The sequence below is a fragment of the Selenomonas sputigena genome (assembly GCF_026015965.1).
Lineage (GTDB): Bacteria > Bacillota > Negativicutes > Selenomonadales > Selenomonadaceae > Selenomonas.
This window is the reverse complement of record NZ_CP110383.1, coordinates 1,591,838-1,611,301: the sequence shown is the minus strand read 5'-3', so window position 1 is coordinate 1,611,301 and position 19,464 is coordinate 1,591,838. Positions and strand designations below refer to the sequence as shown.

General features: G+C 59.3%; 16 protein-coding genes. All 16 read left to right on the top strand.

Annotated elements, in window-relative coordinates:
* Positions 1–181 precede the first annotated feature (181 nt).
* The 16 genes from OL236_RS07885 (at position 182) to trmFO (ending at position 19,457) form a co-directional block, all read left to right on the top strand.
* Positions 182–943 carry a hypothetical protein gene (locus tag OL236_RS07885; RefSeq protein ID WP_265070187.1) on the top strand — a complete coding sequence of 254 codons (762 nt, stop codon included), beginning with the start codon at positions 182–184 and terminating at the stop codon, positions 941–943.
* Positions 944–986: 43 nt separating this feature from the next.
* Positions 987–1,739 carry a hypothetical protein gene (locus OL236_RS07880; protein WP_265070186.1) on the top strand — a complete coding sequence of 251 codons (753 nt, stop codon included), beginning with the start codon at positions 987–989 and terminating at the stop codon, positions 1,737–1,739.
* A 516-nt stretch (positions 1,740–2,255) separates the two neighbouring features.
* A complete protein-coding gene (locus tag OL236_RS07875; protein ID WP_265070185.1) occupies positions 2,256–3,731 on the top strand; it encodes a DUF2828 domain-containing protein in 1,476 nt (491 codons plus the stop codon).
* Positions 3,732–4,365: 634 nt separating this feature from the next.
* Entirely contained in the window at positions 4,366–4,986 is a 621-nt protein-coding gene (locus OL236_RS07870) for a phosphoribosylanthranilate isomerase (protein ID WP_265070184.1), read from the top strand.
* On the top strand, positions 4,983–5,783 hold the full coding sequence (trpC, locus tag OL236_RS07865; protein WP_264918546.1) for an indole-3-glycerol phosphate synthase TrpC: 801 nt from the start codon (positions 4,983–4,985) through the stop codon (positions 5,781–5,783). The genes OL236_RS07870 and trpC overlap by 4 nt, the downstream gene beginning before the upstream one ends.
* 57 nt (positions 5,784–5,840) lie before the next feature.
* The gene (gene trpB, locus OL236_RS07860) at positions 5,841–7,028 is read left to right on the top strand and encodes a tryptophan synthase subunit beta (protein WP_265070183.1); all 1,188 of its coding nucleotides are present in this window, start codon (positions 5,841–5,843) and stop codon (positions 7,026–7,028) included.
* A complete protein-coding gene (trpA, locus tag OL236_RS07855) occupies positions 7,025–7,822 on the top strand; it encodes a tryptophan synthase subunit alpha (RefSeq protein ID WP_265070182.1) in 798 nt (265 codons plus the stop codon). Before trpB ends, trpA begins: the two co-directional genes overlap by 4 nt.
* 16 nt (positions 7,823–7,838) lie before the next feature.
* A complete protein-coding gene (trpE, locus tag OL236_RS07850; RefSeq protein WP_413777393.1) occupies positions 7,839–9,335 on the top strand; it encodes an anthranilate synthase component I in 1,497 nt (498 codons plus the stop codon).
* Complete coding sequence (locus OL236_RS07845) at positions 9,319–9,888, top strand: anthranilate synthase component II (RefSeq protein WP_265070180.1); 570 nt, start codon at positions 9,319–9,321, stop codon at positions 9,886–9,888. The genes trpE and OL236_RS07845 overlap by 17 nt, the downstream gene beginning before the upstream one ends.
* Before the next feature lie 267 nt (positions 9,889–10,155).
* Positions 10,156–10,920, top strand: a complete 765-nt coding sequence (locus OL236_RS07840) for a hypothetical protein (RefSeq protein WP_265070179.1) — start codon at positions 10,156–10,158, stop codon at positions 10,918–10,920.
* 26 nt (positions 10,921–10,946) lie between these two features.
* The gene (locus tag OL236_RS07835) at positions 10,947–13,457 is read left to right on the top strand and encodes an excinuclease ABC subunit UvrA (protein WP_265070178.1); all 2,511 of its coding nucleotides are present in this window, start codon (positions 10,947–10,949) and stop codon (positions 13,455–13,457) included.
* 255 nt (positions 13,458–13,712) lie between these two features.
* Positions 13,713–14,078, top strand: coding sequence for a dihydropteroate synthase (locus OL236_RS07830; RefSeq protein WP_265070177.1), 366 nt, complete (start codon positions 13,713–13,715; stop codon positions 14,076–14,078).
* Between the two features lie 25 nt (positions 14,079–14,103).
* Complete coding sequence (gene folB, locus OL236_RS07825; RefSeq protein WP_009644917.1) at positions 14,104–14,466, top strand: dihydroneopterin aldolase; 363 nt, start codon at positions 14,104–14,106, stop codon at positions 14,464–14,466.
* A 62-nt stretch (positions 14,467–14,528) separates the two neighbouring features.
* Complete coding sequence (dprA, locus tag OL236_RS07820) at positions 14,529–15,623, top strand: DNA-processing protein DprA (protein ID WP_265070176.1); 1,095 nt, start codon at positions 14,529–14,531, stop codon at positions 15,621–15,623.
* 28 nt (positions 15,624–15,651) lie between these two features.
* Positions 15,652–18,147: a type I DNA topoisomerase gene (topA, locus tag OL236_RS07815; protein ID WP_265070175.1), complete on the top strand. Its 2,496-nt coding sequence runs from the start codon at positions 15,652–15,654 to the stop codon at positions 18,145–18,147.
* A complete protein-coding gene (trmFO, locus tag OL236_RS07810) occupies positions 18,144–19,457 on the top strand; it encodes a methylenetetrahydrofolate--tRNA-(uracil(54)-C(5))-methyltransferase (FADH(2)-oxidizing) TrmFO (protein ID WP_265070174.1) in 1,314 nt (437 codons plus the stop codon). The genes topA and trmFO overlap by 4 nt, the downstream gene beginning before the upstream one ends.
* Positions 19,458–19,464 lie beyond the last annotated feature (7 nt).

The following is a 19,464-nucleotide window of genomic DNA, read 5'->3' as shown; positions in this document are numbered from 1 at the left end:
CATGATTGGATATAAATGTAAGGAAGATATGGGGCAGACTGCGGTGCATTCGGTTGATATGAGGATTTACGGAGAACTTTGGGGACATCCTTTGCATCGCAAGTGAATGTTCGAAAAAACGCATCCATTCATGAAGCGAAGCTTCTGAATGGATGCATTTTTGTTTTTATGGAGGTGCGAGATGAAACGATTTGCTTTGTTTATTTTATGCGCACTCGTGCTGCTCGTTTCGGGGCAGAGCGAGGCAGCGATGGGAATTTCGCCGGATTCAGTCCATCGAATTTTGGAGCGTCTGGCAGGCACATGGTACGATGAAGAGGGGCGTGTGGTGCTCACGATTGAGGGCAATACGATCAACGGCTGCGAGGTTGTCGGCGGCGATCGACTGGCAAACGGACCCGGCAGCGGCTCTCTGGACTTCAGCATTCGAGAGGCGGCCGGCACGCGCACGCTGCGTATTGGTTGGCTACTTTTCGGCGGGCCGGGGGACTACATCCGACTGAACGATGGGGAAGCGCTGCAGCGTACGCTGAATCCTGCTTGCTCCGAATCCGTCGAGGGCGTTCGCCTCGGTATGCGCACGCGCGCCGTGCGGGAAAGGCTCGGTGCGGGGCAGGAATTGAGCAGGGAAAATATTTGCCGTGCAGGCGATGATACTTTTGCTTACGGCTGGTATTATCCGGGCAAGGGGCTTATCGTTCTCCATAAAGACGGTATCGTGACAGGCCTTGTTCTGCTGCCAGGGAGCAAACTGTATTTTGACCGCTCCGGCCTCGGGGCAAACGACGGGCGGGCGGCATACGCGCGCGCCTATAAGATGTCCGAGATCCCTGAGGAAAGGACGTACAACAATCCGCTGGCGTTCTATGAGATCGCTCCCGGGGAGTTCTTCTCGTTCGGAAAGAATGGGAGCTATGTCAGGTTCAGCGCTGTGGCGTATTGATTTTTGGGGATAGTGGAATCTTTGCAGGATTGGGAGGTGCGAGATGAAAGGTTTGGCGATGCTCGCCTTATGTGCGTTCGTGCTGCTCGCTTTAGGACAGAGTGCGGCGGCGGAGCCACGCGACGATCTCGATGTGATTTTGGAGCGCATGGCGGGCACTTGGTACGATGAAGACGGAGGCGCGGCGCTCACGATCGGGGAGCGTACGATCAACGGCTGCGAAGTCGTCGGCTGGGGACAATGGGTAGGCGGTGTTGAATCCGGCGGCGCGGAGTTCCGCGTCAAAGAAGCGGGCGGGGAGCGCACGCTTCATATCGGCTGGAAGCTTTTCGGCGGTGCGGGGGACTATATCGCGCTGGCGGGCGGCGATGCATTGCAGCGCACGCTGACTCCGGACTACTTTGAGTCTGTCAGCGGTATTCATTTCGGTATGCGCATGAGTGCCGTGCAGGAGATTCTCGGAGTGGGGAAGGAATTGCGTCGGGAGGAGTCCTGTCATGCAGGTGACATGAGCTTTTCCCAGGGCCTATATTATCCGGATAAGAGGCTCATCATTTTCCACGAAAACGGAATCGTGACAGGGCTCGTGCTTCTCCGGGGGAGCAAGCTGCACTTTGACCGCTCAGGCCTCGGGGTAAACGATTCGCGGGAGGCGTACGCCCGCGCCTACCGTCTGCCGCAAATTCCTGAGGAGTCGTCGAGAAGCAGCATTGCAGTTTATCGCATCACTCCCGGCGAGAATCTTTCCTTCGGACTGGATGGAAGCTATGTCATGCTCAGTATTTACGAAAATTAAGGTAGAAAGAACCGCGTCATATCTACGCCTTCGAGCGTCAAGCTGGCGATTGTGATGAGACTGAGCTGTGTACTGCATGGGGATACTTCCTTTCGCATGGTGAATTTTCAGGTATTGACTGTTTCGTAGTACATTTCCTTCATTATGGAGCAAAGAAAGGAAGAATCCCAGCTGCAGTTCGATGAAGTTATCGTCTGAATATTGGAAAAGCTGTTGTGTGATGCTGTATATCATGGTATCATATACAGGAGACGCGTACAGCTATTCTTGGAGGCCGTGGGTACCCCGTTGCGGGCACCCCCGGAAAGGCGTCTCGCAAAAAGATGCCAACAGCAATCTTGATCCGTATAGTCACAATAGTGAGGCACGACCTCACAGGACGGAGCGGCTTGCCGTTTCCGTCCGCGGCATCTTGTTTTTGTATATGTTCCCGGCGTATGCTGAGGAGAATGAATCTGTCCGGCACATTTGCATCTGCACTTTGCGCCGGGCTTTTTGCGCGAAGGAGGAAGCACGATGCTCGACTTGCTCAAAGAGGAAAGCAATAAGACGTACACGCGAACGGAGAACGATGCCGCGACTTACGCCAGTTCAGGCTCGGACGTGCTCGACTTCTTTGCGGCGGTCGGTGCCTTGCGCTCTGCGAAGGAGGCTGAAATCGTCGTGCGCTTCACGCGCGCTTTTGCCGAGGATTCTGTGCGTGCGCTGCGCACGCTCTTCTATGCGCGTGATGTTCGCGGCGGACTGGGCGAGCGTCGCGTCTTTCGCGTGCTTCTGCGCCATCTTGCCGCGTATGCGCCTGCGTGCGTGGAGAAGAATCTGCCGCTCATCCCCGAGTACGGGCGCTGGGACGATGTGCTCGCACTTCTCGGCACACCTTTGGAGTCTGCCGCCGTTCGCTTGATTCGCAAGCAGCTGGAAAGCGACCTCGGCGCGTCGCAAAAAGGGGAGGACGTCTCCCTCCTCGCGAAGTGGCTGCCGTCCGTCAATACTTCGTCGCGTGAGGCGCGTGCTAAGGCGCGTCATTTGGCGGCGTCGCTCGGGATGCAGGAGGCGGAATATCGAAAGATGCTCGTCCGTCTGCGCCGCTGCATCCGGATTATCGAAGACCATTTGCGCACGAAGGACTACAGCTTTGATTATGCGAAGCAGCCGTCCAGGGCGATGTTCAAGTACCGCGAGGCTTTTCGACGCAACGATGCGAAGCGCTACGAGGCTTTCTTGGAGCGTGTGGCGCGCGGGAAGGAGACTCTTCATACGGGGACGCTCTATCCCTACGATGTCATTCGTCCGCTTTGCGAATGGGAGAGTGAAAGAGGTCTTTCGGAGGAGGCTTCGCGTACCCTCGACATCACATGGAAGGCGCTTCCCGACTATACGCATGGGGAGAATGCGCTCGTCGTGCTCGACGGTTCCGCTTCCATGTATGGGGGCGGAGAGCCTTTGCCGGCCTGCGTCGCGCTCTCGCTTGCCGTCTATTTTGCAGAGCGCAATGAGGGCGCGTTCCGCGATCATTTCATCACGTTTTCTCGTAAACCGCGCATCCTTCAGATCAAGGGCACGACGATTGCGGACAAGGTCAGCTATTGCAGGACGTTTAACGAGGTGGCAAATACGAATCTCGAAGGCGTCTTCCGCCTTCTGCTACATGCGGCGGTTTCGGGCGGCGTGTCGCAGCAGGAGATGCCCGAGGTGCTTTACATCATCACGGACATGGAGTTTGACGCCTGTACGGAAAATGCCTCTGTGACAAATTTTGAGCAGGCGAAGAAGATGTTTGCCGAAGCGGGCTATCGCTTGCCGCGCATCGTGTTCTGGAACGTGCAGAGCCGCCGTCAGCAGCAGCCCGTCAAGATGAACGAGCAAGGCGTCATGCTCGTTTCCGGCTGCAGTCCCAGCGTATTCTCCATGGTGGTGGAGGATCGCATCACGCCGTATGAGTATATGGAAAAGGTGCTGGCAAGCGAGCGATATGCGGCGATTCAGGCGTAAGGGCAGAGGAGCTGGAAAAGAAAAAGCATGGCGGTGCGCGTCATGCTTTTTCTTTGTCTCGGAAAATACGAGAAGCATAGAAAACTACACGCACAAACGCCCATTTCGTGGACATTGTGCGCCGCCCTTAATGAAATCTCGCCAATCGCTTTGCTCCTTCGGCTTTACCTCTTGGGGTTTCATAGAAAAATAATGGGATAAAGTGCTTGACAGAGTGTGCAGCTCTGTTTTATAATGGCAACATCGATTTTCGAATCGTCAGGTGTATATATGTAAATCGTAGAGCAGGAAATAGTAGCCTTGAAAACTTTCCTACAGCGAGCCGATGACCCTTCGGGGAGGTGTGATGATCGGCGGGAAGCGCATGGTGAATGGTCCTGTGAGAGTCCACCGAAAGGCTGTGCCGAGTAGGCTGGAACGGCTGCCACCGTTAGAGGGCTAGGGTATCGGTTTTTCCTGTACCCGAAATGAGAGGTCAATTTCAGGGTGGCTGCGAATCCATTTCGTCCCGAGGCGGCGAAGTGGCTTTTTTGTTTTCCGAACTTGACTTGAAAAGGGTGGCACCGCGAAATATTTCGCCCCTTGCAGGATTGTGATTCCTGCAAGGGGCGATTTTTTTGAAGGAGTGAGTGGTATGAAGGTCAAGATTTGCGGCTTGCGCACAGAAGAGGCGGTGTTTGCGGCGGAGGACGCGGGGGCGGACTTTTTGGGTTTTATCTTTTACGAGAAGAGCCATCGCCATATTTTGCCGGAAGAGGTGCGCGGTCTGACGAAGCATGTGCAGCGCGCCAAGACGGTCGGGGTGTTTGTCGATGCACCGCTCGACGAGGTCAATGCCGCCGCAGATTTCTGCAGTCTTGACTTCGTGCAGCTCCACGGGCATGAGAGCGCCGCCTATGCGCGTGCGGTTTGCTGCCCCGTCATCAAGGCGTTTCGCTGGGGCGACGACTTTTCGTTGGAGGAAGCGAACGACTATCCGGCGGAGATCATCCTGCTCGACAGCTTTTCCAAGGACGCTGTCGGTGGCACGGGGCAGCGCTTCCGCTGGCGCGAGGCTGCGGAGGAAACGGCGCGTCTCGAAAAGCCCCTGTTGGTCGCGGGCGGTATTGCGAGCGGCAATGTGCGGGAGGCAGAAGAGGTTTTCCGCCCCTACGGCGTCGATGTTTCGGGCAGTCTTGAGATCGAGAAGCGGAAATCCATAGAGAAGATACGAGAATTTATGGCAGTTGTGCAGAAACGGAGGGTTCCGGAATGAAAGATATTTTAGCGGAAATCGTGGAAAAGAAGCGTGACTTGGTGGCCGAGGCGAAGCGACGGCTGCCCATTGCCGAGCTCAAGGCGAGGGCGAGGGAGCGCTGCGGTGGCTTTTATATGACGAAGCGCTTTCAGGCGCGCGACTGGAATCTCATTGCCGAGTGCAAGCTGCAGTCGCCCGCCAAAGGAAGGCTGTGCCGCACGCATACGGTGGATGAACTCGCGCGCATCTACGCGGAGAACGGCGCTTCGATGCTGTCGGTTCATACCGATCCGCATTTCCTAGGCGCGAACGAAGATTTGGCGCGCGTGCGCTCGCTCGTCGATCTGCCGCTCCTGCGCAAGGATTTCATCATCGACGAGTACCAGATCTTCGAGGCGCGCATGCTCGGCGCGGACGCCGTACTCCTGATCGCGCGCATCCTCTCGCCCGCCCAGCTTCTGGAGTATGTGTTCCGCGCTTGGGAGATCGGCCTCGATGTGCTCGTCGAGGTGCACGATGAGGCGGATATGAAGGCCGCCCTGGCGACGCCGGCCGAGTTCATCGGCATCAACAACCGCAATTTGCAGACGTTCACGACCTCGATCGAGAACACCTTGGAGCTTTTGCCGAAGGCGGAGGAAAGCCGTACATTTATCAGCGAGAGCGGCATTTTCAGCGCTGCGGATGCGCGCCGCCTGCAGGAGGCGGGCTGCGGCGGCATTCTCGTGGGCGAGGGGCTCGTGCGTGCCGATGATGTTGCAGAGATGACGCGGCGCCTGGCGGAGCCGTGCGCGCTCGCCAAGGAGAGCGCATGAGCAGGGCGAAAAAAATAGATTTTTGTTTTGACGGTAGAAGAAAGTTGAGGGAAATACATGGCTAAGAAGGGAAGATTCGGGGCATACGGCGGACAGTATGTGCCGGAAATCGTCATGCCGGCGCTGCAGGAATTGGAAGCCGCCTATGCGAGATGCAGGGAGGACGAGGAGTTTCAAGCGGAGTTCCGCCGCTATCTGCAAGAGTACGCAGGCCGTCCGACGCGATTGTACTTTGCCGAGAAGCTTACCGAGCATTACGGCAAGGCGCGCATCTTCCTCAAGCGCGAGGATCTTCTGCACACGGGCGCACACAAGATCAACAATGCGCTCGGGCAGGCGCTGCTCGCAAAGCGCATGGGCAAGAAGCGCATCGTCGCCGAGACGGGTGCAGGGCAGCACGGCGTCGCCTCGGCGACGGTCGCGGCGCTCTTCGGCATGGAGTGCCATGTTTTCATGGGGGAGGAGGACGTCAAGCGCCAGAGCCTCAACGTCTTCCGCATGGAATTTCTGGGCGCGAAGGTCATTCCCGTCGCGAGCGGCACGGGCACGCTCAAGGACGCGACGAGCGAGGCGATCCGCTATTGGGCGACGAATATCACGGATACCTACTACATCATCGGCTCGGCGGTCGGGCCGCACCCGTACCCGAGCATGGTGCGTGACTTCCAGAAGATGATCGGCGAGGAGATCCGCGCACAGGTCAAGGCGGCGTGCGGACAGCTGCCCGATGCGCTCGTCGCCTGCGTCGGCGGCGGCAGCAACGCCATCGGCACGTTCTATGATTTCAAGGACGAGGCTTCCGTCAAGAAGTACGGCGTCGAGGCCGGCGGGCGCGGCGAGGCTCCCGTCGACAACGCGCGCACCTTGAGCGGCGCCGGCGAGCCGGGCGTCCTGCACGGCGCTTACAGTTACCTGCTGCAGGACGCAGACGGACAGGTCGTCGAGGCGTATTCCATTTCCGCAGGGCTCGATTATCCGGGCGTCGGTCCCGAGCATTCCTACTTCAAGGATCAAGGCATCGTGGAGTACGTTTCGGTCACGGACGAGGAGGCGCTCGCGGCGTTTCAGCGGCTTTGCCGCCTGGAAGGCATCGTGCCCGCCATGGAAAGCTCCCATGCGCTCGCGTATCTTGAGAAACTGATGCCTGGGACGAAGGAGAATGAGGTCGTCGTCGTCTGCCTCTCGGGGCGCGGCGACAAAGATGTGCAGATGGTCGCAAAAGCATTGGGGAGGGAAAGCGAATGAGCACGCGTTTGAATCATGTATTGAACGGTCTGAAAGAAAAGGGCAGGAAAGGACTCATCATCTATCTGACGGCGGGCATGCCCGATGCGGAAGGCACGATCGATGCGGTGCGCCGTGCAGAAGAGGCGGGCGCCGACGTCATAGAGCTCGGGCTGCCGTTTTCCGACCCGATGGCGGACGGTCCTGTCATCCAGACGGCTTCCGTCGCCGCTTTGAAGGGAGGCATGACGCTCGCGAAAGTGCGTGAAATCGTGCAGGCGATTCGCCGTTTCTCCGAGATGCCGCTCGTGGGCATGGGCTACGTCAACAACATGCTGCACTACGGCTTCCCCCGTTTCGTTGAGGATTTTAAGGCGGCGGGCATGGACGGCGTCATCATCCCCGATGTGCCGCACGAGGAGTCGGGTGAGATGCGCGAAATTTGCGCGGCGCACGACTTTCCCTTGATGGAGTTCATCACGCCGGGCACGACGCCCGAGCGCATGCAGGAGACGTGCGCGAGCGCTGCAGGCTTCATCTACTGCGTGTCCAACAACGGCGTCACGGGCGTCAAGAAGGTCGACTACAGCCGGATCGGCAAGATCGTCAAGGGAGCGCGCGCCTATACGAAGACGCCGCTGGCGGTCGGCTTCGGCATCGGCTCGCCCGAGGCGGCTGTCGAAGCGGCGGCGGAAGCCGACGCCGCCATCGTGGGCAGCGCCGTCGTCAAGCTCCTGCTCGCGGACAGGCGGGACGAGGCGGCGGAGTTGATCGCGGCGATGCGCAAAGCTCTCGACGCGGCGTATCATGGCTGAGGGGGTGCAGAAAATGATGACTTTGCAGCCATCGTTGGCGCGTTTTAAGGAATTGGCAAAGGCGGCGAATCTCATCGCCGTCACGGCGGAGATCTCCATGGATCTCGATACGCCCGTCTCCGTCTTTTGCAAGCTCGTCGGTGAGGCGGAGGGTTTCATCCTCGAATCCGTCGACACGACGCATCAGCAGTTCGGGCGCTATTCGTTCATCGGCGCCGAGCCGTTCATTCGCCTGCAGGTTTTCAAGGAGCGCCTGATGATTCGCGAAAACGATTTGATGAAATGCTTCGACGGCACGCCGCAGGAAACGCTCAAAAAATATATGGAAGGCTTCCGCCCTGCGGTGGAGGATGAGGAGCTGCCGCTGGCGAACGGCGGCATGGTCGGCTATCTGAACTACGAAATCGCCGCGACCTTCGACCGCGTGCGCACAATGATGCTCGACGAAGATGAACTTCTCGGACAGTTCATGGTCTGCCGTCACCTGGTGGTCTTCGACGCTTTGAAAAATACGGCGCGGCTCATCCATCTCGCGCGCGTCACGGAGGAAACGGCAGATGCTGTGTACGAAGAGGCGGAGCGGAAGATGGAAACGATTGCAGAACGGCTGCGCGCGCCCGTCACGCCTGCCGCCAAAACGGCTGCGAAGCGAAGGAAGCCGCTCGACTTCCTCGCGAAGTATGAAAGCGATTCCGGTGACTTTATTGCCGCCGTCGAAAAGGCGAAGGAGCATATCTTCGCCGGCGACATCTTCCAAGTCGTGCCGTCGCGCCAGTTCCGCGAGAAGATCACGAAGCCGAGCTTCCACTTCTATCGCCGCCTGCGACAGGTCAATCCGTCGCCCTACATGTTCTATCTGAACTTCGGCAGCGTCAAACTCGTCGGCGCTTCGCCCGAGATACTCGTGAAGGTGGCGGGAGACAAGATCTTCACCTATCCGATCGCGGGCACGCGCCGGCGCGGCAGGAACGACGAGGAGGACGCGGCGCTCGCTGCCGAGCTCAAGGCGGACGCGAAGGAGTGTGCCGAGCACGCGATGCTCGTCGACCTCGCGCGCAACGACATCGGGCGCATCAGCGAGGCGGGCAGCGTGCGCGTGACGAAGCTCAAGAAGATCGAGAAGTTCAGCCATGTGCTCCACATGGTCTCCGAGGTCGTCGGACGGCTCAAGAAGGAATGCCGCCCTCTGGACGTCTTGGCGGCGGCATTTCCCGCAGGCACGGTCAGCGGTGCGCCGAAGCTGCGCGCCATGGAGATCATCCGCGAGCTTGAGCCTGTAAAGCGCAACACGTATGCGGGCACGGTCGGCTATATGGACTTCTACGGCAATATGGACATGTGCATCACCTTGCGCACGATGCGCATCGAAAACGACGAAACCGCCGTGATCCAAGCGGGGGCGGGCATCGTCGCGGATTCCGTGCCCGAAAACGAATATCGGGAGATTCTGCAGAAGGCGCGGGCGCTGTTTGAAGTTGTCGAGGAGGTGGAAAACGATGTTGTTGCTTTTTGACAACTACGATTCATTTACTTACAATATCTATCAGCTTCTCGCTTCCCTCGGCGCAGAGGTTGAGGTCGTGCGAAACGATGACGTGATGCCCGAGGACGTGTTGGCGGCGCACTACGAGGCCGTAATCCTCTCGCCGGGGCCGGGGCTGCCGAAGGATGCGGGCAATCTTGAAGCGCTGATCGAAGCGGCGAAGGACAAAGTGCCGCTCCTCGGTATCTGCCTCGGCCATCAGGCAATCGGCGAAGTCTTCGGCGGCTGCATCGTGCGCGCCAAGGAGATCGTGCACGGCAAGCCTTCGCCGATTCGCCACGACGGGCAGGACCTTTACGCAGGGCTGCCCGAGAAAGTGGCAGTCGGCCGCTACCACTCGCTCATCATCGAGCGCGAATCTCTGCCCGACTGCCTCGCCGTCACCGCCGAGCTGGAAGACGGCACGATCATGGGCGTGCGCCACAAGGAGTATGCCATCGAGGGCATCCAGTTCCATCCCGAGTCCATCCTGACGCCCGACGGCGAGAAGATCATGCGGAACTTCCTGCAAGGATTGGCCTGAGGAGAAGGGTTGAGAAGAAACAGCGATTTGCCGTATTCATGCAAATCGCTGTTTTGCTTTATGTTGACATTGTTTGTGAATATCTTATAATAAACTTAAGATTTCAATCTTTGCATATTCCAAGGACAACAGAGCCGGCGTGGAAACGGCAATGAATCAACGTAGAGACGGGTAAGCGGATCTAAGATTATATAGGGAGAGGGTATCGTGAATAGAGCGGACTTTTTTGCAAGAATACGGCAAAGCTGTAAAAGTGAACAGGATTATTTGATCGCATTGATCAAAGCCCGCGGTTTTTTAGTGGAAATCATAGATGGCAAACCATGCCTCAGTGATAATTCCTGCTTACATGATGAAAGGTATATGGATGATGCCCGTTATTTGAATAGGCTGTTGGCTGAATCCGAATGCGGCAGTCTTTGCGGAAGCGAGATCGTCCCTTCGTCTGACTTGAACGTTGCCGCCTTTGAAGATCTGTTCGACGCTCGTCCTCCGTATGGAGGGGAGTCGTGGTGCAATGGCTATAACTGGCAGTACTTCCAACGCCGGGAGCATGCATGGAAAGTCGGCGTATCATGCCTCGATAGCTTCATCGCCCGTTACATCAAAGCCATATCTGCTTGTTGTATCTTCACCGGAGGGTCATGTGACGGAAATCATCCCGGAGGAAGCACGATGGTTATTGATATGTCTGTTATCGGCAGTGAGATCTGGCATGAATTGATTTGCAAAAAATATATTATCAACCGATACAATATAGAATGGAATTCTTGCTGCACCATCGTAAGATTCGACGAGAGAACAAAATACGAAACCTACTATGAAGTCAACTGTGCGGCGGATTTTTTATACAGGAATCGCCAAAAATTCCGTAAAATCAAGCGAAAAGCGTTGGAAGATCTGTCTCCTAGTTACTTTCGGCATCATTCGTTTGAAGAAATCAGAGCTCTGTTTATCGAGAGGGTGAATCGGCTTTTTGCCGAGAATCCCATCTGCGAGGAACGGGAAGATGTTGCAGGAAGGAGAAAGTAGCCAAGGCCGGCAAGATGGGAGACGAAATGATAAAAGAACGAAGCGAAAGCCGGGCGGCTCCATTGGCGATCGAAGTCCGAGGGGCGCGCGTGCACAATTTGAAGAATATATCCGTCGACATTCCGCTGCATAAAATCGTCGGCATTGCGGGCGTTTCGGGATCGGGCAAGTCCTCTCTCGCGCTCGGCGTGCTCTACGCCGAAGGGTCGCGGCGGTATCTGGAAGCGTTGTCGACGTACACGAGGCGGCGCATGACACAGGCGGAGAAGGCGCGTGTCGACGAGGTGCGCTATATTCCGGCGGCGCTCGCGCTGCATCAGCGCCCGGGCGTGCCCGGGATGCGCAGCACGTTCGGCACCGCGACGGAGCTGCTGAACGTCGTGCGGCTGATGTTCTCGCGTCTGGCGAGCCATCGCTGCCCGAACGGTCACTATGTGCCGCCGACGCGCAGGGTCGCAGCGGAGCAGGAGATCACTTGCCCGACGTGCGGCGTGCATTTCTACGCGCCAGGTGCGGAGGAGCTGGCATTCAACAGCGGCGGCGCCTGCGAGGCGTGCGGCGGCACGGGAATCGTGCGCGTCGTCGATGAGTCGACGCTCGTGCCCGACGAATCTCTCTCGATCGACGAGGGCGCGGTGCTGCCGTGGCAGACGCTCATGTGGTCGCTGATGAAGGAGATTGCGCAGAAGTTGGGCGTGCGGACGGACGTGCCGTTCCGCGAGCTTACCGCGAAAGAGAGGGACATCGTCTTTCACGGGCCGCCCGACAAAGTGCATATGGTCTATCAGCTCAAAAAGACTGGTGCGGCGGGAGAGATGGAATTCACCTATTTCAACGCGATTTATACCGTAGAAAATGCGCTTGCGAAGGTCAAGGATGAAAAGGGCATGAAGCGCGTGGAAAAATTCCTGCGCCAGGAGATCTGCCCGTCGTGTCACGGCACGCGCCTCTCGGATGCAGCGCGTGCGCCGCGCCTCGCGGGACTTTCCCTGCCGGATGTCTGCCGCATGACGCTGACGGAGCTTGCGGCGTGGGTCGCGGATGTTCCCCGGGCGATGCCGCAGGATATGGTTCTGATGGCGCAAAGCATCTGCGAGACGTTCCGGCATACGGCGGCGCGCCTCATGGAACTCGGTCTCGGCTACCTCGCGCTCGATCGCGCGGCGTCGACGCTCTCGACGGGAGAGCGGCAGCGCATGCAGCTCGCGCGCGCCGTGCGCAATCGGACGACGGGCGTGCTCTACGTTCTCGATGAACCGTCCATAGGACTTCATCCGTCGAACATCGAAGGCCTGCTGCATGTCATGCAGGAACTCATGGCTGACGGGAATTCCATCATTCTCGTCGATCATGACGTGCAGATCTTGAAGAGCGCCGATCACTTCATTGAGATGGGGCCGGAGGCGGGAGCGGGCGGCGGCACGATCATCGCGCAGGGGACGCTCGCGGAGCTGGAAAAGAACGAGAACTCGCGCATCGGCGCCTTTCTGTCCGGCAGAAAAAAGGTGCGCGTCCATACGCCTGCGCCGGCTGAGGGTATGTTCCGGCATGGCAGGATCGAGCTCAAAACGGAGCAGATCCATACGGTGAAGCCTCTTCACGCCGTGTTTCCACTGGGACGACTGAGCGTCGTGACCGGCGTTTCCGGCTCGGGCAAGACGACGCTGATCCTCGAAAGCCTCATTCCGGCGCTCGAAGCGCAGATCAACGGCACGGCGCTTCCCGCGCACGTTCGAGAAATCGCCGCCGACGGCGTGCGGCAGGTGCGGCTGATCGACGCTGTGCCGATCGGCGCCAACGTGCGTTCTACCGTCGCCACTTACGCGAACGTACACGACGAGCTGCGAAAGATTTATGCGCGCACGGAGGCGGCGAAGGCGCATGGCTATAAGGCGGGGGATTTTTCCTACAACACGGGGAAACTTCGCTGTCCGACGTGCGACGGAACAGGCTCGATCAGCCTCGATGTCCAATTCCTGCCCGATGTCACGATTGACTGCCCCGACTGCGGCGGCTCGCGCTATTGCAGGGAAGCCGCCGATCTTCTTCGCGTGCAGCGCAAGGGGAAGCAGGCCTGTTCTCTGCCCGAGCTGATGTCGCTGAGCGTCGATGAGGCGCTGGAACTTTGCGGCGATTTGAAGGCGGTGCAGCGGCGGCTTCAGATCCTGCACGATCTCGGTCTAGGCTATTTGACGCTCGGCGAAGCGACGCCGGGGCTGTCGGGTGGCGAGGCACAGCGATTGAAGCTCGCGAGCGATATGGGAAGAGGGCAGGAGGGCTCCGTATTCGTCTTCGATGAGCCGACGATCGGTCTGCATCCGCTCGATGTAGAGACACTGCTCGGCGTATTTCAGACACTCTTGGCGAGCGGCGCGACCGTCATCGTCATCGAGCATGACCTCGATGTCATCCGGAACGCCGACTACATCCTCGACATGGGGCCGGGCGGCGGGGATGCAGGGGGCGAGATTGTCGCCTGCGGCACGCACGAGGACATCCACAGGGAGCCGCAGAGTGTCACGGGGCGGTATCTTTGAATGTATCGGGTGATTCTCATGAAAACGGCAGGACGGGCCTGTGCGCACTTCATTGTGCGCACAGACCCGCCTTGCATGATTACCGTGTGAAAAGCTCGTCCCAGAATGTATAGGCGAGCATGAGGAAGATGAGAAAGAGCAGGAAGACGTCGCTCATGGAGTTCACCCCGTTTGTCGCTGCTTTGCAAATTTTTCGTACCTTTTCCGTTCTCTTTATGATACAATGAGAGGAAATGAAGCGCAAGGGGGGATTTCGTGGAGCGGAAAGGTTTTGCGCTTGAGCGCATGGAGCCTTGGGGCAGGGAGACGGCGGCGGCGGCCATGCGCGAGATCGGCTGCACGGAAGCGGGCGTCGCGATCATGCGTGACAAGGCTGTCTTCTGCGTGATCCGCGTGCATGACATGCCGACGAAGGCGGCGAACGTCGTCAAGCAGACGTTCCTGTCGAAGGGGGCGGACGCCGCCGTATCGCGCCATGCCGTCGACCTCAGCGAGGAGCGCACGGATGTACTGCTCTTCGCGACGCTCGCGCAGTACCGTGCGGCCGCCGCCGTGCTTCTGCGTCAGCCGTGGGGGCTTGACGTCTTGGCGCGCGATATCCTGGCGCTTTTGGAGATGTAAAACGTGGGAGAAGGAGAGGATTTTCATGGCAAAGATCAGAATGATGAACATGATGTTTTATGGCTTTCAGGGCGTTTATGAATATGAGAAGGAGCAGGGCGCGAAGCTTAACGTCGATGTCGAGATGGTGACGCGCGACGACAAGGCCTGCGATACGGATCGGATCGAAGACGGTGCGATTGATGCAGCGGCGGTCTATCCTCTGATCGAGGACACTGTGGAGGAGACGAAGGTCAACCTCTTGATGACTCTTGCGGCGAAGACGGGTGACTGCATCTTGAAGAAGTTCCCGCAGGTCGTTGAGGTTACGACACGCGTGCGCAAGCATGCCGTGCTCATCCATGGCCCGTTGGATTACGTCGAGGTCGAGGTCACGCGCAGGGCGTAAGGACGCCTTCGCGGGATTTTCGTGACGCATGAAGGCGCAAAGAGGTGGAGAGGAGTGACTTCATGGAGCGATTCTTCCTCGCGGCTCTTTGCCGTGCTCCGAGCGTGGGGAGCCGTGTGGCGGCCTCCCTCGTGCGCGTTTTTGGGTCGGCGCAGGACGCGTGGCACGCGCGCGCCGAGGCGCTTCGTGCAGCGCATCTTTCGCCCGAGCGTGCGGCGGCGCTGCATGATTTTTGCCGCAGGAACGAAGCTCTGCCCGAGGAGATTGCGGCTGCGTGCGAAAAGGGCGGCATCTCGCTCTTCGTTCCGTCAGATGAGGCATATCCCGCTCTGTTGAAGGAAATCTACAATCCGCCGCAGACGCTCTTTTGCCGCGGCTCGCTCGATTGCCTGAAGCATCCCGTCGTCGCCATGGTCGGCGCACGGCACGCGAGCGCCTATGGCAAGGGGGCGGCGGAGGACATCGCGCTCGGTCTTGCCGAGCGCGGTTTTGTCGTCGTGAGCGGCGCGGCGCGCGGCATCGACACGGCCTCGCACAAGGGCGCTTTGCAGGCGGGCGAGACGGTCGCCGTGCTCGGCTGCGGTGTCGATGTCGCCTATCCGCGCGAGAATGCGCGGCTTCTGGCGGAGATTGCCGAGAAGGGTGCGGTCATTTCCGAGTATGCGCCGGGCACGGCGCCGCTCGCGGCGTTCTTCCCCGCGCGGAACCGCATCATCAGCGGCGTTGCGCATGGCACAATCGTCGTCGAGGCGGCGGAGCGGAGCGGCTCTTTGATCACGGCGGAGTTCGCCCTGAGCGAGGGGCGCGACGTCTTTGCCGTGCCCGGCAGCATCTACTCGGCGACGAGCCGTGGCTGCCATCGCCTGATTCAGCAGGGGGCGCGGCTTGTCGTCTCGGCGGCGGACGTTGTCGCTGAGTACGAGGACGGCGCGCCGCGAACGAACGCATCGCCTTCGCAGGAATTGACGGAGGAGGAAGCGACGGTCTACGCGCTCCTTTCGCGTGAGGCGGCGCTTTCTCTCGACGAGCTGATCTGCCGCCTGCAGGGCAAGGCCGCGAACGTCGCATTCCTCTTGCTGGGGCTGCGCGTCAAGGGACTTGTCGAGGAGACGCCCATGCGCACATACATACGCAGCGCCAAGGGGAAGAGTGTTTGAGTATCTAAGTAGTTGAGGAGGGGCGATCTTGCCGACAGCGCAGAAAAAGACGCCGCAAGAGAAGAATAGGGAAGTCGCAGGGCAAGCGGAGAAAAAAGAAGGGAAGAGAGCCGCTGGAAAGGGTGCGGCGAAGACAGCCGCCGTGGAAAAGCCGGCAGCGAAGGAGGCTGCCGTAAAGAAGGCTTCGGCGAAGAAGACGGCGACCAAGAAATCCGCTGCGAAGAAGTCCGCCGCGACGGCATCTGCCGCTGAGAAGAGGCCTGCCGCAAAAAAGTCAGCGCTGAAGAAGACTGCTGCGAAGAAGACCGTTGCGAAGAAGACCGCGGCGAAAAAGACTGCAGCGAAGAAGGAAGCTCCGCAGACCTTGGTCGTTGTCGAGTCGCCGGCGAAGGCGAAGACGATCGAGAAGTATCTCGGCAAGAAATACATGGTGCGGGCGTCCATGGGGCATCTGCGCGATCTTCCGAAGAGCCAGTTCGGCATCGACGTTGAGAACGACTTTGCGCCGAAGTACATCAATATCCGCGGCAAGGGCGATCTCATCAAGGCGCTGAAGAAGGATGCGAAGCGCGCCGCCAAGATCTATCTGGCAAGCGATCCTGACCGCGAAGGCGAGGCGATCGCTTGGCATCTCGCGCACATTCTGGGCATCGACCCGAACGAGAATTGCCGCATCGTCTTCAACGAGATTACGAAGCCCGCCATACAGGCGGCGGTCAAGGAGCCGTACCCGATCAACCTCGACCGCGTGGACGCGCAGCAGGCGCGTCGCATGCTCGACCGCATCGTCGGCTACAAGCTCAGCCCGCTCCTCTGGCGCAAGATCAAGAAGGGGCTTTCCGCCGGCCGCGTACAGTCGGTGACGGTCAAACTTATATGCGACCGCGAGAAGGAGATTCAGGCGTTCGTGCCCGAGGAATACTGGACGGTCGGCATGAAGCTCAAGAAGGGGCGCGGCGCACAGTTTGCCGCTGAACTCGCGACCGTCGACGGCAAGAAGCTCGCGCTGCACTCGAAAGAAGAAACGTCAGCTCTCGTCAAGGATATGGCGAAGCAGAGTTTTTCGGTCAAGGAGGTCAAAAAGCGCGAACGCAGGCGCAATCCTGTCGCGCCCTTTACGACGAGCAGCATGCAGCAGGACGCATCGAGGAAGCTCGGATTCACGTCGCGCCGCACGATGATGATCGCCCAGCAGCTCTATGAGGGCGTCGAACTTGGCCGGCGCGGCCCCGTCGGCCTCATCACCTACATGCGCACGGATTCGACGCGTCTTTCCGACCTCGCGCTCGATGAGGTGCGCGGCTACGTCGGCACGTCGTTCGGCGCGGATTACCTGCCTGAAAAGCCCAATATCTATGCGGCGGGCAAGAAGGCGCAGGACGCGCACGAGGCGATTCGGCCGACGAGTGTCGAGAACACGCCCGAGCTTATGGAAAAATATTTGTCGCGTGAGCAGCTTCGTCTCTACACCCTGATCTGGCAGCGCTTCGTCGCGAGCCAGATGACGCCCGCCGTCTTCGATACGGTGAGCGTCAGCGTGGCGGCAGGCGAGCGCTACATCGCGCGCGCTTCCGGCTCGACGCTGAAGTTCCCGGGCTTCCTCGCCGTCTATGCCGACAACAAGAAGGAAAAGGACGTGCTCCTGCCCGAACTTGCGGCAGGGGAAGCGCTTTCCCTCTTGGATCTCCTGCCCGAGCAGCACTTCACGGAACCGCCGCCGCGATACAATGAGGCGTCGCTCGTCAAGACACTTGAAGAAGAGGACATCGGCCGTCCGAGCACCTATGCGCCGATCATTGAGACGATTTTGGCGCGCGGCTACGTCGTGCGCCAGGACAAGCATTTCCAGCCGACCGACCTCGGCTTCCTCGTCAACGACATGCTCGAAGAACATTTCAAGGACATCGTCGACGTGCAGTTCACGGCGGGACTGGAAAACGAGCTTGACGAAATCGCCGAGGGAAAGGTGGACAAGAACGACCTTCTGCGCGGCTTTTACGAGCCGTTTGAAAAGACGCTCGAAGAGGCGGACGAGGCGATTGGCGAGGTAGAGATCCCCGAGGAGGTTTCCGACGTCATCTGCGAGAAGTGCGGCAGGAACATGATCGTCAAGCAGGGACGCTACGGCAAGTTCCTCGCCTGCCCGGGCTTTCCCGACTGCCGCAACACGAAGCCGCTTTTGAAAGATACGGGCGTGCCGTGCCCCAAGTGCGGCGGCAGGATCGTCGAGCGCCGCTCAAGGCGCGGGCAGGCGTTCTACGGCTGCGAAAATTATCCCGCGTGCGACTATGTGACATGGGACCAGCCATTGACGGAAAAGTGCCCGGAATGCGGCGCTTTCATGCTGCGCCATCGCTACAAGAACGGAAGAATCCTGCCCTACTGCAGCAACGAGGAATGCAAGACGCGCATCGATCACCCGATCAACAAGGAGATTGAGAGGAGCCGCGCACGCTTGGAAGCGAAGAAGGCGAAGGAAGCTGCAGCGGCGGAAAAGGCGGCGGAAGCGGAGGCAACAACGTGAAGAAGGTCATTGTCGTGGGCGCGGGACTTGCGGGCAGCGAAGCTGCATGGCAGGCGGCCGAGAGCGGCGCTCAGGTCACGCTCTATGAGATGCGCCCTGCCGACTCAAGTCCCGCGCACAAGACGGCGGGCTTCGCCGAGCTCGTTTGCAGCAATTCTCTGCGCGGCGCGGGTCTTGAGAACGCCGTCGGCGTCCTCAAGGAGGAGATGCGCCGTCTCGGCTCTCTCGTCATGGCAGCAGCGGACGCGACTCGCGTGCCGGCGGGCGGTGCGCTCGCCGTCGATCGTGAGGGATTCTCGCGCTTTATTACTGAGAAGCTCACGGCGCACCCGCGCGTCGAGGTCGTGCGGATGCGCGTCGAGACGATTCCGCGAGAAGAGGATGCCGTGACCATCGTGGCGTCCGGCCCTCTGACGGACGGTGCGCTCGCCGCCTGCCTGCGCGAGATGATGGGCGATGCGTCCTTTTACTTTTACGATGCGGCGGCTCCCATCGTGACGCTCGAATCCATCGACATGACGAAGGCCTATCGCGCTTCGCGCTACGGCAAGGGCGAGCCTGCCTACATCAACTGCCCGATGACAGAAGAGGAGTACCGCGCCTTCTGGCAGGCGCTGACGACGGCGGAAACGGCGGAGCTGCACAGCTTTGAAAAGCCCGTGTTCTTCGAGGGCTGCATGCCCGTCGAGGTCATGGCTTCGCGCGGGGAAAGCACGCTGCTCTTCGGCCCTTTGAAGCCCGTCGGCCTCGAAGACCCGAAGACGGGTGTGCGCCCGCATGCCGTCGTGCAGCTTCGCCAGGATAATGCCGCGGGCACGCTTTACAACATCGTGGGCTTTCAGACGCATTTGAAATGGGGCGAGCAGCGGCGCGTCTTCTGCATGACCCCGGGACTGGAAAATGCCGAGTTCATGCGCTACGGCGTCATGCACCGCAACACATACATCGATTCGCCGCGCCTTCTCGCGCCGACGTATCAGCTCAAGAAGGAGGCGGAACTTCTCTTCGCCGGACAGATGACGGGCGTTGAGGGCTACGTCGAGTCAGCGGCCTCGGGTCTTGTCGCAGGAATCAATGCCGCGCGGCTCGCAAAGGGGAAATTGCCGCTCGTGTTTCCGCGCGAGACGTGCCACGGCGCACTCGCTGCCTACATCACGGAGGCAGATTCGCGTCACTTCCAGCCGATGAACGTCAACTTCGGGCTGTTGCCTCCCTTGGAGGGACGCATCCGCGACAAGAAGCGCAAGAAGGAAATGCTCGCCGAGCGTGCGCTTTGCGCGCTTGAAGATTTTCGCGGCGAGATGGAGTAGGAGGACA